Raw genomic sequence first — 16,167 nt, 5'->3', positions numbered from 1 at the left:
AGATGCACTGGAAATCGTTGGTCTGCGTGACACCACCACCACCACCTGCACCGGTGTTGAGATGTTCCGCAAGCTGCTCGACGAAGGTCGTGCTGGCGAGAACTGCGGCGTTCTGCTGCGTGGTACCAAGCGTGACGACGTTGAGCGTGGTCAGGTTCTGGTTAAGCCGGGTTCGGTTAAACCGCACACCAAGTTCACCGCAGAAGTTTACGTTCTGAGCAAGGAAGAAGGCGGTCGTCACACTCCGTTCTTCAAAGGCTACCGTCCACAGTTCTACTTCCGTACTACTGACGTGACTGGTAACTGCGAGCTGCCAGAAGGCGTTGAAATGGTAATGCCAGGTGACAACATTCAGATGACTGTTACCCTGATCAAAACCATCGCGATGGAAGATGGTCTGCGTTTCGCTATCCGTGAAGGCGGTCGTACCGTCGGCGCTGGCGTCGTAGCTAAAATCATCGAATAAGCGGTTGTAATGTATTTTTCGGGCCGGCATAATGGTCGGCCTGATTTTGTTTTAGGTCAGTAGCTCAATTGGCAGAGCGACGGTCTCCAAAACCGTAGGTTGGGGGTTCGATTCCCTCCTGACCTGCCAGATTCACTCGGTGTGTCTGGCTTTCTTTTCACAGGATCTTCATAGATGACTCCTAAGGCTGAAGCTCAAGGCTCTCGCTTCGATCTGCTCAAGTGGCTTGTGGTAGCCGCTTTGGTGGTTGTGGGTGTAGTTGGCAATCAGTATTACGCTGCTTCGCCGATCCTGTACCGTGTACTCGCTTTGCTCGTAATTGCTGCTGTAGCTGCCTTTGTAGGCCTGCAGACTGCAAAGGGCAAGTCGTTCTTTGTACTGGTTAAGGAAGCGCGCGCTGAGATTCGTAAAGTCGTATGGCCAACTCGCCAGGAAACCACGCAGACAACGTTGATCGTTGTTGCTGTGGTTATCGTTATGGCGTTGCTGTTGTGGGGTGTTGATTCCCTGCTCGGCTGGCTTGTTTCCTTGATTGTCGGCTAAGGGTGTCCCGTGGCTAAGCGTTGGTACGTTGTGCATGCTTACTCGGGTTACGAGAAGCATGTCATGCGCTCGCTGATTGAGCGCGTTAAGCTGGCTGGCATGGAAGATGGCTTCGGCGAAATTCTGGTTCCCACTGAAGAAGTGGTTGAAATGCGTAATGGCCAGAAGCGCAAAAGCGAACGCAAGTTCTTCCCAGGCTATGTGCTGGTACAGATGGATATGAATGAGGGTACTTGGCACTTGGTCAAGGATACTCCTCGGGTGATGGGCTTCATTGGCGGTACCGCCGACAAGCCTGCTCCAATCACCGACAAAGAGGCGGAAGCCATTCTGCGTCGCGTGGCTGATGGTAGCGATAAGCCGAAACCGAAGACTCTGTTTGAGCCGGGTGAGGTAGTTCGTGTTACTGACGGTCCATTCGCTGACTTTAACGGCACCGTCGAAGAAGTTAACTACGAAAAGAGCCGTGTCCAGGTGGCAGTGCTTATTTTCGGTCGCTCTACTCCGGTAGAGTTGGAGTTCAGTCAGGTCGAAAAGGTCTAGCTGAACAAGCATCCCAACCCCGCAGCCCTAGGCTGTGGGGTTTTGTCGTCACTGGGATAAACGCGCAAGTAACCGGGGAGCCTTTCGAGGCGTTCGAACCCGTAATTGGAGTGCCTCATGGCCAAGAAGATTACCGCTTACATCAAGCTGCAAGTGAAGGCCGCTCAGGCTAACCCAAGCCCACCTGTTGGTCCTGCTCTGGGTCAGCACGGCGTGAACATCATGGAATTCTGCAAGGCTTTCAACGCCCGTACTCAGGGTCTTGAAGCAGGTCTGCCGACTCCAGTGATCATCACTGTCTACAGCGACCGTAGCTTCACTTTCGAAACCAAATCCACCCCTGCTTCGGTTCTGCTGAAGAAGGCGGCCGGTCTGACCAGCGGTTCCGCTCGTCCGAACACCGTTAAGGTTGGCACTGTTACCCGTGCTCAGCTGGAAGAAATCGCGAAAACCAAAAACGCGGATCTGACTGCAGCTGATATGGATGCAGCCGTGCGTACTATCGCCGGTTCTGCTCGTAGCATGGGCCTTAACGTGGAGGGTGTGTAATGGCTAAGCTGACCAAGCGTCAAAAGGCTATCGCCGGCAAAATCGAAGCAGGCAAGGCCTACAACATTGTAGACGCTGCTGCTCTGCTGGCTGAGCTGTCGACTGTCAAGTTCAGCGAGTCGTTCGACGTTGCTGTAAACCTGGGTGTAGACCCGCGTAAATCCGACCAGGTTGTTCGTAGCGCTACTGTGCTGCCACACGGCACTGGCAAGACCGTTCGCGTTGCTGTGTTCACCCAGGGTCCAGCTGCTGAGGCCGCTCTGGCTGCCGGCGCTGACCGTGTAGGTATGGACGACCTGGCTGCCGAAATGAAAGGCGGCGACCTGAACTATGACGTAGTGATCGCATCCCCGGATGCCATGCGCGTTGTAGGTCAACTGGGTCAGATCCTCGGTCCACGTGGCCTGATGCCTAACCCGAAAGTCGGCACCGTAACTCCAGACGTAGCTACCGCGGTTAAAAACGCCAAGGCTGGTCAGGTTCGTTATCGCACCGACAAAAACGGCATCATCCACACCTCCGTTGGCAAGATCGGTTTCGATGCCGTCAAGCTGAAGGAAAACGTTGAGGCCCTGATCGCTGACCTGAAGCGTATCAAACCAGCTTCCTCGAAAGGTATCTACGTCAAGCGCGTTACCCTGAGCACCACTATGGGCCCAGGTCTGGTTATCGACCAGAGCTCGCTGGACGCGTAAGACAAAGGTTGGCGCGATTATTCGCGCTAATTGAAAGATTGGGGTCCCTGCCTGGCGGGGGCTATCCAAGACCGTAGGCGGCGCAAGCCTTAAACCACAAGCCTACGCAGATGGTGCTCCCGGTTCCTTACCGAATCAGACACCAAAACGACATTCGGTTTCGACCGAGTGAAACGGTAACAAGCAGGAGTTAAACCCGTGGCAATTAATCTCGAAGACAAGAAGGCCATCGTCGCTGAAGTCAACGAGGCTGCCAAAGTCGCTCTGTCCGCTGTCGTGGTTGATGCCCGTGGCGTAACAGTAGGCGCAATGACCGGACTCCGTAAAGAGGCTCGTGAAGCTGGCGTTTACGTACGTGTTGTACGTAACACCCTGCTCAAGCGCGCAGTTGCTGACACTGAATACAGTGTCCTCAACGACGTGTTCACCGGCCCGACCCTGATTGCATTCTCGAACGAACATCCGGGCGCTGCTGCTCGTATCTTCAAAGAGTTTGCCAAGGGTCAGGACAAGTTCGAGATCAAGGCAGCTGCGTTCGAGGGCAAGTTCCTCGCAGCTAATCAGATCGACGTACTGGCAACTCTGCCGACCCGTGACGAAGCAATTTCTCAGCTGATGAGCGTGATTCAAGGCGCTACCAGCAAGTTGGCTCGTACTCTGGCGGCAATTCGCGACCAGAAAGAAGCTGCCGCAGCCTAAGGCTCGTCAACTTCTCGCGTTTTTTGTTTATTTCGATGGTCGCGTAGGCCGTCCCCCAATTCAGGAATTGAGTCATGTCTCTGACTAACGAACAAATCATCGAAGCAATCGGCCAGAAATCCGTAGTGGAAATCGTTGAGCTGATCAAAGCGATGGAAGAAACCTTCGGTGTTACCGCTGCTGCTGCTTCGGCTGGCCCAGCTGTAGCTGCTGCTGCTGTTGAAGAGCAAACCGAGTTCAACGTTGTTCTGCTGGAAGCTGGCGAGAAGAAGGTTAACGTGATCAAGGCAGTTCGTGAACTGACCGGTCTGGGCCTGAAAGAAGCCAAAGAGAAAGTAGACGGCGCTCCTCAGGTTGTAGCTGAAGGCGTTTCGAAAGAAGCTGCTGAAGACGCCAAGAAGAAGCTGGAAGAAGCAGGCGCTAAAGTCGAGCTGAAATAAGTATCGACTTTGCTCCTCCAGCCCGAGCGTCAAGCGACAGGCTGATGGCTGGTGGCTCTTGCCACCGGCCTTTTTCCGTTATTGGCAGCCGACTGGGTCGGTGCTGATAAAGGCGCTGTAACCACCCGATGCGGTGGCGCAAACCATGGGGTTTGCACGATTTTCTGGCTGCTCCCGTCGGGAGGGGCCAAACAAGCAGGTGACCAAGCTGGGGAACGCTGATGGCTTACTCATATACTGAGAAAAAACGTATCCGCAAGGACTTTAGCAAGTTGCCGGACGTCATGGATGTGCCGTACCTCCTGGCCATCCAGCTGGATTCGTATCGTGAATTCTTGCAAGCGGGAGCGACTAAAGATCAGTTCCGCGACGTGGGCCTGCATGCGGCCTTCAAATCCGTTTTCCCGATCATCAGCTACTCCGGCAATGCTGCGCTGGAGTACGTCGGTTATCGCTTGGGCGAACCGGCATTTGATGTCAAAGAATGCGTATTGCGCGGTGTAACTTTCGCCGTACCTTTGCGGGTAAAAGTGCGCCTGATCATTTTCGACAAAGAATCGTCGAACAAAGCGATCAAGGACATCAAAGAGCAAGAAGTCTACATGGGCGAAATCCCATTGATGACTGAGAACGGTACCTTCGTAATCAACGGTACCGAGCGTGTTATCGTTTCCCAGCTGCACCGTTCCCCGGGCGTGTTCTTCGACCACGACCGCGGCAAGACGCACAGTTCCGGTAAACTGCTGTACTCCGCGCGCATCATCCCTTACCGCGGTTCGTGGCTGGACTTCGAGTTCGACCCGAAAGACTGCGTATTTGTGCGTATCGACCGTCGTCGCAAGCTGCCGGCCTCGGTACTGCTGCGCGCGCTCGGCTACACCACCGAAGAAGTGCTGGACGCTTTCTACACCACCAACGTATTCCACGTTAAAGGCGAAGGCCTGAGCCTGGAACTGGTGCCTCAGCGTCTGCGCGGTGAAGTGGCTGTTCTCGATATCCAGGACGATAAAGGCAAGGTTATTGTCGAGCAGGGCCGTCGTATTACTGCCCGCCACATCAACCAGCTGGAAAAGGCCGGGATCAAAGAGCTGGACGTGCCTCTGGACTACGTCCTGGGTCGTACCACCGCCAAGGTCATCGTGCATCCAGCTACCGGCGAAATCCTGGCAGAGTGCAACACCGAGCTGTCGACCGAAGTCCTGGCGAAAATCGCCAAGGCCGGCGTTGTTCGCATCGAAACTCTGTACACCAACGACATCGACTGCGGTCCGTTCATCTCCGACACGCTGAAGATCGACTCCACCAGCAACCAATTGGAAGCGCTGGTCGAGATCTATCGCATGATGCGTCCAGGCGAGCCGCCGACCAAAGACGCTGCCGAAACCCTGTTCAACAACCTGTTCTTCAGCCCTGAGCGCTATGACCTGTCTGCGGTCGGCCGGATGAAGTTCAACCGTCGTATCGGTCGTACCGAGATCGAAGGTTCGGGCGTGCTGTGCAAGGAAGACATCGTCGCGGTCCTGAAGACTCTGGTCGACATCCGTAACGGTAAAGGCATCGTCGATGACATCGACCACCTGGGTAACCGTCGTGTTCGCTGCGTAGGCGAAATGGCCGAGAACCAGTTCCGCGTTGGCCTGGTACGTGTTGAGCGTGCGGTCAAAGAGCGTCTGTCGATGGCTGAAAGCGAAGGCCTGATGCCGCAAGACCTGATCAACGCCAAGCCAGTGGCTGCGGCGGTGAAGGAGTTCTTCGGTTCCAGCCAGCTCTCGCAGTTCATGGACCAGAACAACCCGCTGTCCGAGATCACCCACAAGCGTCGTGTCTCTGCACTCGGCCCTGGCGGTCTGACTCGTGAGCGCGCAGGCTTTGAAGTCCGTGACGTACACCCGACTCACTATGGTCGTGTCTGCCCGATTGAAACGCCGGAAGGTCCGAACATTGGTCTGATCAACTCCCTGGCTGCTTATGCCCGCACCAACCAGTACGGCTTCCTGGAAAGCCCGTACCGTGTGGTGAAAGAGGGTGTAGTCACCGACGAGATCGTGTTCCTGTCCGCCATTGAAGAAGCCGATCATGTGATCGCGCAGGCTTCGGCGACCATGAACGAGCAGAAAGTCCTGATCGACGAACTGGTAGCCGTACGTCACCTGAACGAATTCACCGTCAAGGCGCCGGAAGACGTCACCCTGATGGACGTTTCGCCGAAGCAGGTAGTTTCGGTTGCAGCGTCGCTGATTCCGTTCCTCGAGCACGACGACGCCAACCGTGCGTTGATGGGTTCGAACATGCAGCGTCAAGCTGTACCAACCCTGCGCGCTGACAAGCCGCTGGTAGGTACGGGCATGGAGCGTAACGTGGCTCGCGACTCCGGCGTTTGCGTCGTGGCTCGTCGTGGCGGCGTGATCGACTCCGTTGATGCCAGCCGTATCGTGGTTCGTGTTGCTGATGACGAAGTTGAAACCGGTGAAGCCGGTGTCGACATCTACAACCTGACCAAATACACCCGCTCGAACCAGAACACCTGCATCAACCAGCGTCCGCTGGTGAGCAAGGGTGATCGCGTTCAGCGTAGCGACATCATGGCCGACGGCCCGTCCACCGACATGGGTGAGCTGGCACTGGGTCAGAACATGCGCATCGCGTTCATGGCATGGAACGGCTTCAACTTCGAAGACTCCATCTGCCTGTCCGAGCGTGTGGTTCAGGAAGACCGCTTCACCACGATCCACATTCAGGAACTGACCTGTGTGGCCCGTGACACCAAGCTTGGCCCAGAGGAAATCACTGCGGACATCCCGAACGTGGGTGAAGCTGCACTGAACAAGCTGGACGAAGCCGGTATCGTTTATGTCGGTGCTGAAGTGGGCGCAGGCGACATTCTGGTGGGTAAGGTCACTCCGAAAGGCGAGACCCAACTGACTCCGGAAGAAAAACTGCTGCGCGCGATCTTCGGTGAAAAAGCCAGCGACGTTAAAGACACCTCCCTGCGTGTACCTACCGGTACCAAAGGTACTGTCATCGACGTACAGGTCTTCACCCGCGACGGCGTTGAGCGTGATGCTCGTGCTCTGTCGATCGAGAAGTCCCAGCTGGACGAGATCCGCAAGGATCTGAACGAAGAGTTCCGTATCGTAGAAGGCGCGACCTTCGAGCGTCTGCGCTCCGCTCTGGTAGGCCACAAGGCTGAAGGCGGCGCCGGTCTGAAGAAAGGTCAGGACATCACCGACGAAGTTCTCGACGGTCTTGAGCATGGTCAGTGGTTCAAACTGCGCATGGCTGAAGATGCTCTGAACGAGCAGCTCGAGAAGGCTCAGGCCTACATCGTTGATCGTCGCCGTCTGCTGGACGACAAGTTCGAAGACAAGAAGCGCAAACTGCAGCAGGGCGATGACCTGGCTCCAGGCGTGCTGAAAATCGTCAAGGTTTACCTGGCAATCCGTCGTCGCATCCAGCCGGGCGACAAGATGGCCGGTCGTCACGGTAACAAAGGTGTGGTCTCCGTGATCATGCCGGTTGAAGACATGCCGCACGATGCCAATGGCACTCCGGTCGACGTCGTCCTCAACCCGTTGGGCGTACCTTCGCGTATGAACGTTGGTCAGATCCTTGAAACCCACCTGGGTCTCGCGGCCAAAGGTCTGGGCGAGAAGATCAACCGGATGGTCGAAGAGCAGCGTAAAGTCGCTGAGCTGCGCACCTTCCTGGACGAGATCTACAACCAGATTGGCGGTCGTAACGAAGATCTGGACAGCTTCTCCGATCAGGAAATCCTGGATCTGGCGAAGAACCTGCGTGGCGGTGTTCCAATGGCCACTCCAGTGTTCGACGGTGCCAAGGAAAGCGAAATCAAGGCCATGCTGAAACTGGCAGACCTGCCGGAAAGCGGCCAGATGCAGCTGACTGACGGCCGTACCGGCAACAAGTTCGAGCGTCCAGTTACCGTTGGCTACATGTACATGCTGAAGCTGAACCACTTGGTAGACGACAAGATGCACGCGCGTTCTACCGGTTCGTACAGCCTGGTTACCCAGCAGCCGCTGGGTGGTAAGGCGCAGTTCGGTGGTCAGCGTTTCGGGGAGATGGAGGTCTGGGCACTGGAAGCATACGGTGCTGCTTACACTCTGCAAGAAATGCTCACAGTGAAGTCGGACGATGTGAACGGCCGTACCAAGATGTACAAAAACATCGTGGATGGCGATCACCGTATGGAGCCGGGCATGCCCGAGTCCTTCAACGTGTTGATCAAGGAAATTCGTTCCCTCGGCATCGATATCGATCTGGAAACCGAATAACACGTGACGCGATCGAGAGCGGGGCAGGACTGCCCGCTCTCTGCTCCGCCAGGAGGAAAGGCCTTGAAAGACCTACTGAATTTGCTGAAAAACCAGGGTCAAGTCGAAGAGTTCGACGCCATCCGTATCGGATTGGCCTCGCCTGAGATGATCCGCTCGTGGTCGTTCGGTGAAGTTAAAAAGCCGGAAACCATCAACTACCGTACGTTCAAACCTGAGCGTGACGGTCTGTTCTGCGCCAAGATCTTTGGCCCGGTAAAGGATTACGAGTGCCTGTGCGGTAAGTACAAGCGCTTGAAGCACCGTGGTGTGATTTGCGAGAAGTGCGGCGTTGAAGTCGCACTGGCCAAGGTTCGTCGTGAGCGCATGGCGCACATCGAACTGGCTTCGCCGGTTGCCCACATCTGGTTCCTGAAATCGCTGCCGTCCCGTATCGGCCTGCTGATGGACATGACCCTGCGTGATATCGAACGCGTTCTCTACTTCGAGAGCTACGTCGTTATCGATCCGGGCATGACCACCCTTGAAAAAGGTCAGCTGCTGAACGACGAGCAGTACTTCGAAGCGCTGGAAGAGTTCGGTGATGACTTCGACGCCCGCATGGGTGCTGAAGCTGTCCGTGAACTGCTGCACGCTATCGACCTGGAGCATGAGATTGGCCGTCTGCGCGAAGAGATTCCGCAAACCAACTCGGAAACCAAGATCAAGAAGCTGTCCAAGCGTCTGAAGTTGATGGAAGCCTTCCAGGGTTCCGGCAACCTGCCAGAGTGGATGGTGCTGACCGTTCTGCCGGTTCTGCCGCCAGATCTGCGTCCACTGGTCCCGTTGGATGGCGGTCGTTTCGCGACTTCCGACCTCAACGATCTGTATCGTCGAGTGATCAACCGTAACAACCGTTTGAAGCGCCTGTTGGATCTGTCCGCTCCGGACATCATCGTGCGCAACGAAAAGCGTATGTTGCAGGAAGCTGTCGATGCACTGCTCGACAACGGTCGTCGTGGCCGCGCTATCACCGGTTCGAACAAGCGTCCTCTGAAATCCCTGGCTGACATGATCAAGGGTAAGCAAGGTCGTTTCCGTCAGAACCTGCTCGGTAAGCGTGTTGACTACTCCGGTCGTTCGGTAATTACCGTAGGCCCGACCCTGCGTCTGCACCAGTGCGGTCTGCCGAAGAAGATGGCTCTCGAGCTGTTCAAACCGTTCATTTTCGGCAAGCTGGAAATGCGTGGTCTCGCGACCACCATCAAAGCGGCCAAGAAGATGGTCGAGCGCGAGCTGCCAGAGGTTTGGGACGTTCTCGCTGAAGTGATTCGCGAACACCCGGTTCTTCTCAACCGTGCACCGACCCTTCACCGTCTGGGTATCCAGGCGTTTGAACCGGTCCTGATCGAAGGTAAGGCTATCCAGCTGCACCCGCTGGTCTGCGCCGCGTACAACGCCGACTTCGACGGCGACCAAATGGCCGTGCACGTACCGCTGACGCTGGAAGCCCAGCTCGAAGCGCGTGCGTTGATGATGTCGACCAACAACATTCTGTCGCCAGCCAACGGTGAGCCAATCATCGTTCCGTCGCAGGACGTTGTATTGGGTCTGTACTACATGACTCGTGAAGCGATCAACGCCAAGGGCGAAGGTCGTGTGTTCGCGGATCTGCAGGAAGTTGACCGTGTGTTCCGTGCCGGCGAAGCCGCACTGCACGCCAAGGTCAAGGTTCGTATCAACGAAACCGTCAACGACCGTGACGGCAACAGCGTGAGCAACACTCGTATCGTCGACACCACTGTCGGCCGTGCGCTGCTGTTCCAGGTTGTGCCAAAAGGTCTGTCGTACGATGTCGTCAACCTGCCGATGAAGAAAAAGGCGATCTCCAAGCTGATCAACCAGTGCTACCGCGTGGTTGGTCTGAAAGAGACCGTGATCTTCGCTGACCAGTTGATGTACACCGGTTTCGCTTACTCGACCATCTCCGGCGTTTCCATCGGTGTTAACGACTTCGTTATCCCGGACGAAAAAGCCCGCATCATCGGTGCAGCCACCGACGAAGTGAAAGAGATCGAGAGCCAGTACGCCTCCGGCCTGGTAACCCAGGGCGAGAAGTACAACAAAGTGATCGACCTTTGGTCGAAGGCGAACGACGAAGTTTCCAAGGCGATGATGGCCAACCTCTCGAAAGAGAAAGTCATCGACCGTCATGGCGATGAAGTTGACCAAGAGTCCTTCAACTCGATGTACATGATGGCCGACTCGGGTGCGCGGGGTTCCGCAGCGCAGATTCGTCAGCTGGCCGGTATGCGTGGTCTGATGGCCAAGCCGGACGGTTCCATCATTGAAACGCCGATTACTGCGAACTTCCGTGAAGGTCTGAGCGTACTTCAGTACTTCATCTCGACTCACGGTGCTCGTAAAGGTCTGGCGGATACCGCGTTGAAAACTGCGAACTCCGGTTACCTGACTCGTCGTCTGGTAGACGTGGCGCAGGATCTGGTTGTAACCGAGATCGATTGCGGCACTGAACACGGTCTGTTGATGACTCCGCACATTGAAGGCGGTGACGTTGTAGAGCCGTTGGGTGAGCGCGTATTGGGTCGTGTTATTGCCCGTGACGTATTCAAGCCAGGCACCGAGGACGTTATCGTTCCTGCCGGTACCCTGGTAGACGAGAAGTGGGTCGAGTTCATCGAGCTGAACAGCATCGACGAAGTGATCGTGCGTTCGCCGATCAGCTGCGAAACCCGCTATGGCATTTGCGCCAAGTGCTACGGCCGTGATCTGGCTCGTGGTCACCAGGTGAACATCGGTGAAGCGGTCGGCGTTATTGCTGCCCAGTCCATCGGTGAGCCGGGTACCCAGCTGACGATGCGTACGTTCCACATCGGTGGTGCGGCAAGCCGTACTTCCGCAGCCGACAGCGTTCAGGTGAAGAATGGCGGTACTGTCCGTCTGCACAACCTGAAACACGTTGAGCGAGTGGATGGCCACCTGGTTGCCGTGTCCCGTTCCGGTGAGCTGGCAATCGCTGATGACTTCGGTCGTGAGCGTGAGCGTTACAAGCTGCCGTACGGTGCTGTGATTTCGGTTAAAGAAGGTGACAAGGTCGACGCTGGCGCAATCGTGGCCAAGTGGGATCCGCACACTCACCCGATCGTTACCGAAATGAAAGGTACCGTGACCTACGTGGGCATGGAAGAAGGCATCACGATCAAGCGTCAGACTGACGAATTGACCGGTATGACCAACATTGAAGTACTCGACGCGAAAGATCGTCCAGCTGCGGGCAAAGAAATCCGTCCAGCAGTGAAGATGGTCGACGACAACGGCAAGGATCTGTTGCTGCCAGGCACTGACGTTATCGCTCAGTACTTCCTGCCAGCCAACGCCCTGGTCGGTGTTGCGGACGGTGCGAAGATCGCGATCGGTGACGTTATCGCTCGTATCCCGCAAGAAACTTCGAAAACTCGCGACATCACCGGTGGTCTGCCGCGTGTTGCCGACCTGTTCGAAGCTCGTCGTCCGAAGGAAGCGTCGATTCTGGCTGAAGTCAGCGGCACCATCGCGTTCGGTAAAGAGACCAAAGGCAAGCGCCGTCTGGTCATTACCCCGAACGACGGTAGCGATCCGTACGAAGAGCTGATTCCGAAGTGGCGTCACCTGAACGTGTTCGAAGGCGAACAGGTAAACCGCGGCGAAGTTATCTCCGATGGTCCAAGCGATCCGCACGACATCCTGCGTCTGCTGGGTGTGAGCGCGCTGGCCAAGTACATCGTGAACGAGATCCAGGACGTTTACCGTCTGCAAGGCGTGAAGATCAACGACAAGCACATCGAGACCATCCTGCGTCAGATGCTGCGTAAAGTTGAGATCTCCGAGTCCGGCGATTCCAGTTTCATCAAGGGCGACCAGATGGAGCTGACTCACGTACTGGTAGAGAACGAGCGTCTGAGCGCGGAAGACAAGTTTGTCTCCAAGTTCACTCGCGTTCTGCTGGGTATCACCAAGGCGTCGTTGTCGACCGAATCGTTCATCTCGGCGGCTTCCTTCCAGGAAACCACTCGCGTACTGACCGAAGCGGCAGTCACCGGCAAGCGCGACTACCTGCGCGGCCTGAAAGAAAACGTGGTTGTGGGTCGTCTGATCCCGGCCGGTACCGGTCTGGCGTACCACAGCGAGCGCAAGCGTCGTCGTGATGCAGACAAGCCGTTGCGCGTAAGCGCCAGTGAAGTGGAAGCTGCACTGACCGAAGCGCTGAACTCGAGCGGTAACTGAGTTCTGCGGTAACTAAGCTGAGGCCCTGATCGCTCCGTTCGTCGAATCGAGACAAATTGTCAAGGTTCGACGGGCGGGGAGGTCGGGGCCTTGCCTTGACTGGGGACAAGATCCTCTTTAGACTCTTGATCCCCTAAATTTGGCGGGAATCCGTTCCTGTCATTTTGCTTTTCTTGCAAGACAATAGCGTCGCAAGACAACAGTGGAGCTAGTAGATGGCAACTATCAACCAGCTGGTACGTCAGCCGCGTAAGCGTATCGTCGAGAAATCCGACGTGCCTGCGCTGCAGAACTGCCCGCAACGTCGTGGCGTGTGCACCCGTGTGTACACCACTACGCCGAAAAAACCTAACTCGGCACTGCGTAAAGTATGCCGTGTGCGTCTGACCAACGGTTTCGAGGTTTCCTCGTACATCGGTGGTGAAGGCCACAACCTGCAAGAGCACAGCGTGGTACTGATCCGCGGCGGTCGTGTAAAAGACTTGCCAGGTGTTCGTTACCACACCGTTCGCGGCTCCTTGGATACTTCCGGCGTTAAAGGCCGTAACCAGGGTCGTTCGAAGTACGGTACCAAGCGTCCGAAGTAATCGGTCGTTTTGCAGATTTTCATTTTATTGAGTCGATAAGAGTAAGGTCGGGCTTGCATCCAATGGATCTGTCCCGAACTAACCTGAAGACCGCTTGAGGGCTTATCATGCCAAGACGTCGCGTAGCAGCAAAGCGTGAGATTCTGGACGATCCGAAATACGGAAGCCAGATCCTCGCCAAATTCATGAACCACGTTATGGAAAGCGGCAAGAAAGCCGTTGCCGAGCGTATCGTTTATGGTGCCCTGGAAACCGTGAAGGCTCGTAAGGCCGGCACCGATCCCCTGGAACTCTTCGAAAAAGCACTCGACGCCATCGCTCCGCTGGTCGAAGTGAAGTCGCGCCGCGTTGGTGGTGCTACTTACCAGGTTCCGGTCGAGGTTCGTCCTTCCCGCCGTAACGCTCTGGCAATGCGCTGGTTGGTAGACTTCGCCCGTAAGCGTGGCGAGAAGTCTATGGCTCTGCGCTTGGCTGGCGAACTGCTGGATGCTGCTGAAGGTAAAGGTGCTGCTGTTAAGAAGCGTGAAGACGTGCACCGTATGGCCGAAGCCAACAAAGCTTTCTCGCACTACCGCTTCTAATTTTAGCTTCACTAATTTTGCGAGGGCTTTATGGCTCGTACTACTCCGATTAGTCGCTACCGTAACATCGGTATCGTCGCTCACGTGGATGCTGGTAAAACCACCACCACCGAGCGCGTCCTTTTTTACACTGGCAAAAGTCACAAAATGGGCGAGGTGCATGACGGCGCCGCGACCACAGACTGGATGGTTCAGGAGCAGGAGCGTGGTATTACCATTACTTCTGCTGCCATTACCGCCTTCTGGAAAGGTTCCGAGAAGCAGTACCCGCACGAGCACCGTTTCAACGTCATCGATACCCCGGGCCACGTAGACTTCACCATTGAAGTTGAACGTTCCCTGCGCGTACTCGACGGCGCTGTCGTTGTATTCTGCGGTACTTCGGGTGTTGAGCCGCAGTCGGAAACCGTATGGCGTCAAGCCAACAAATACGGCGTTCCACGTCTTGTTTACGTAAACAAAATGGACCGTGCCGGTGCCAACTTCCTGCGCGTGATCGGTCAGATCAAACAGCGTCTGGGTCACACTCCGGTGCCGATTCAGCTGGCTATCGGTTCGGAAGACAACTTCCAGGGCCAGATCGACCTGATCAACATGCAGGCTGTTTACTGGAACGACTCTGACAAGGGTATGGTTCCTGTTCGCAAGGAAATCCCTGCGGACATGCTCGAGCTGGCTACTGAGTGGCGCAGCAACATGGTTGAGGCTGCGGCCGAAGCCAGTGAAGAGCTGATGAACAAGTACCTGGAAGGCGAAGAGCTGTCGATCGAAGAGATCAAGGCCGCTCTGCGTCAGCGCACTATCGCTGGCGAAATCGTTCTGGCTGTGTGCGGTTCGTCGTTCAAGAACAAGGGCGTTCCCCTGGTTCTCGACGCCGTTATCGACTTCCTGCCTGCTCCAACCGACATTCCAGCTATCAAGGGCTCGAACCCTGATAACGAGGAAGAGGAAATGGAGCGTCACGCAAGTGACGACGAGCCGTTCGCGGCACTGGCGTTCAAAATCGCTACCGACCCATTCGTGGGTACCTTGACCTTCGTTCGTGTTTACTCGGGCGTGTTGAACTCCGGCGACGGCGTGATCAACTCGGTTAAAGGCAAGAAAGAGCGCGTGGGTCGTATGGTGCAAATGCACGCAAACGCCCGTGAAGAGATCAAGGAAGTACGCGCTGGCGACATCGCGGCCCTGATCGGCATGAAGGATGTCACCACTGGTGAAACCCTCTGCAACGCTGACAAGCCAATCATCCTGGTTCGCATGGACTTCCCGGAGCCGGTTATTTCGGTTGCCGTAGAGCCTAAGACCAAGGATGACCAGGAAAAAATGGGTATCGCACTGGGCAAGCTGGCTCAGGAAGACCCGTCTTTCCGCGTTAAAACTGATGAAGAGACTGGTCAAACGATCATCTCCGGCATGGGCGAGCTGCACCTGGACATCCTGGTTGACCGGATGCGCCGTGAGTTCAACGTCGAAGCCAACATCGGCAAGCCTCAGGTTTCGTATCGTGAGCGCATCACGAAGAACTGTGAAATCGAAGGCAAGTTCGTTCGTCAGTCCGGTGGTCGCGGCCAGTTCGGTCACTGCTGGATCCGTTTTGCTCCTGCTGATGAAGGTCAGGAAGGTCTGCAATTCGTGAACGAAGTTGTAGGTGGTGTGGTTCCTAAGGAATACATCCCGGCTATCCAGAAGGGTATCGAAGAGCAGATGAAGAACGGCGTTGTTGCCGGCTATCCGCTGATCGGCCTGAAGGCAACCGTGTTCGATGGTTCTTACCACGACGTCGACTCCAACGAGATGGCGTTTAAAGTGGCTGCTTCCATGGCGACCAAGCAACTGGCCCAGAAGGGTGGTGGTGAGTTGCTCGAGCCGATCATGGCGGTAGAGGTTGTTACGCCTGAAGACTATATGGGTGATGTAATGGGCGACCTTAACCGTCGTCGCGGCATGATCCAGGGTATGGAAGACACAGTGTCCGGCAAGGTTATTCGTGCCGAGGTTCCACTGGGTGAGATGTTCGGTTATGCGACCGACGTTCGCTCCATGTCCCAGGGTCGCGCAAGCTACTCTATGGAATTCAAAAAATACGATACGGCTCCGTCGCACATCGTCGAATCCGTAACCAAAAAACAAGGCTGATTCAGCCCCTTTAGGCTAGGAGTTAATTGTCGTGGCTAAAGAAAAATTTGATCGTTCCCTACCGCACGTCAACGTTGGCACCATCGGTCACGTTGACCACGGTAAAACCACTCTGACCGCTGCTCTGACTCGCGTCTGCTCCGAAGTTTTCGGTTCGGCCGTAGTTGAATTCGACAAGATCGACAGCGCTCCAGAAGAAAAAGCTCGCGGTATCACCATCAACACCGCTCACGTTGAGTACAACTCGACTATTCGTCACTACGCTCACGTTGACTGCCCAGGTCACGCTGACTACGTGAAGAACATGATCACCGGTGCTGCCCAGATGGACGGCGCGATCCTGGTTTGCTCGGCCGCTGATGGTCCGATG

13 protein-coding genes and 1 tRNA gene are annotated in these 16,167 nt (G+C 55.8%); all 14 read left to right on the top strand.

Translation table 11 applies throughout. The features are described 5' to 3' along the window. A partial coding sequence (locus tag H043_RS0125955; protein ID WP_027614254.1) for an EF-Tu/IF-2/RF-3 family GTPase occupies positions 1 to 466 on the top strand: 466 nt, incomplete at its 5' end. 53 nt (positions 467 to 519) lie between these two features. Beyond that, a tRNA-Trp gene (locus H043_RS0125950) sits at positions 520 to 595 on the top strand. Between the two features lie 45 nt (positions 596 to 640). Then, positions 641 to 1,009: a preprotein translocase subunit SecE gene (gene secE, locus H043_RS0125945; RefSeq protein WP_027614263.1), complete on the top strand. Its 369-nt coding sequence runs from the start codon at positions 641 to 643 to the stop codon at positions 1,007 to 1,009. A gap of 9 nt (positions 1,010 to 1,018) precedes the next feature. Beyond that, positions 1,019 to 1,552, top strand: coding sequence for a transcription termination/antitermination protein NusG (gene nusG, locus H043_RS0125940; RefSeq protein ID WP_025113545.1), 534 nt, complete (start codon positions 1,019 to 1,021; stop codon positions 1,550 to 1,552). Between the two features lie 117 nt (positions 1,553 to 1,669). Next, positions 1,670 to 2,101 (top strand): 50S ribosomal protein L11, encoded by a 432-nt coding sequence (gene rplK, locus H043_RS0125935; RefSeq protein WP_003228756.1) that lies wholly within the window; start codon positions 1,670 to 1,672, stop codon positions 2,099 to 2,101. After that, positions 2,101 to 2,796: a 50S ribosomal protein L1 gene (gene rplA, locus H043_RS0125930; protein ID WP_003228754.1), complete on the top strand. Its 696-nt coding sequence runs from the start codon at positions 2,101 to 2,103 to the stop codon at positions 2,794 to 2,796. Before rplK ends, rplA begins: the two co-directional genes overlap by 1 nt. Before the next feature lie 198 nt (positions 2,797 to 2,994). Then, positions 2,995 to 3,495, top strand: a complete 501-nt coding sequence (gene rplJ, locus H043_RS0125925) for a 50S ribosomal protein L10 (RefSeq protein WP_003228752.1) — start codon at positions 2,995 to 2,997, stop codon at positions 3,493 to 3,495. A 74-nt stretch (positions 3,496 to 3,569) separates the two neighbouring features. Then, the gene (gene rplL, locus H043_RS0125920) at positions 3,570 to 3,935 is read left to right on the top strand and encodes a 50S ribosomal protein L7/L12 (protein ID WP_007962228.1); all 366 of its coding nucleotides are present in this window, start codon (positions 3,570 to 3,572) and stop codon (positions 3,933 to 3,935) included. Between the two features lie 221 nt (positions 3,936 to 4,156). Next, positions 4,157 to 8,230 (top strand): DNA-directed RNA polymerase subunit beta, encoded by a 4,074-nt coding sequence (rpoB, locus tag H043_RS0125915; protein ID WP_027614262.1) that lies wholly within the window; start codon positions 4,157 to 4,159, stop codon positions 8,228 to 8,230. Between the two features lie 63 nt (positions 8,231 to 8,293). After that, positions 8,294 to 12,493: a DNA-directed RNA polymerase subunit beta' gene (gene rpoC, locus H043_RS0125910; RefSeq protein WP_027614261.1), complete on the top strand. Its 4,200-nt coding sequence runs from the start codon at positions 8,294 to 8,296 to the stop codon at positions 12,491 to 12,493. A gap of 215 nt (positions 12,494 to 12,708) precedes the next feature. Beyond that, positions 12,709 to 13,080, top strand: coding sequence for a 30S ribosomal protein S12 (rpsL, locus tag H043_RS0125905; RefSeq protein WP_003186084.1), 372 nt, complete (start codon positions 12,709 to 12,711; stop codon positions 13,078 to 13,080). Between the two features lie 107 nt (positions 13,081 to 13,187). After that, the gene (rpsG, locus tag H043_RS0125900; RefSeq protein WP_003228745.1) at positions 13,188 to 13,661 is read left to right on the top strand and encodes a 30S ribosomal protein S7; all 474 of its coding nucleotides are present in this window, start codon (positions 13,188 to 13,190) and stop codon (positions 13,659 to 13,661) included. 30 nt (positions 13,662 to 13,691) lie between these two features. Beyond that, positions 13,692 to 15,797, top strand: a complete 2,106-nt coding sequence (fusA, locus tag H043_RS0125895; RefSeq protein WP_007962223.1) for an elongation factor G — start codon at positions 13,692 to 13,694, stop codon at positions 15,795 to 15,797. A gap of 31 nt (positions 15,798 to 15,828) precedes the next feature. Beyond that, positions 15,829 to 16,167, top strand: a 339-nt coding sequence (locus tag H043_RS29360) for a GTP-binding protein (protein ID WP_256214497.1), incomplete at its 3' end; no start/stop codon positions are given.

Source organism: Pseudomonas sp. URIL14HWK12:I6 (genome assembly GCF_000514195.1).
In the GTDB taxonomy this organism is placed as follows: Bacteria; Pseudomonadota; Gammaproteobacteria; order Pseudomonadales; family Pseudomonadaceae; genus Aquipseudomonas; species Aquipseudomonas putida_A.
The sequence above is the reverse complement of the archived record's forward strand: the minus strand, read 5'-3'. Positions and strand labels throughout refer to the sequence as shown.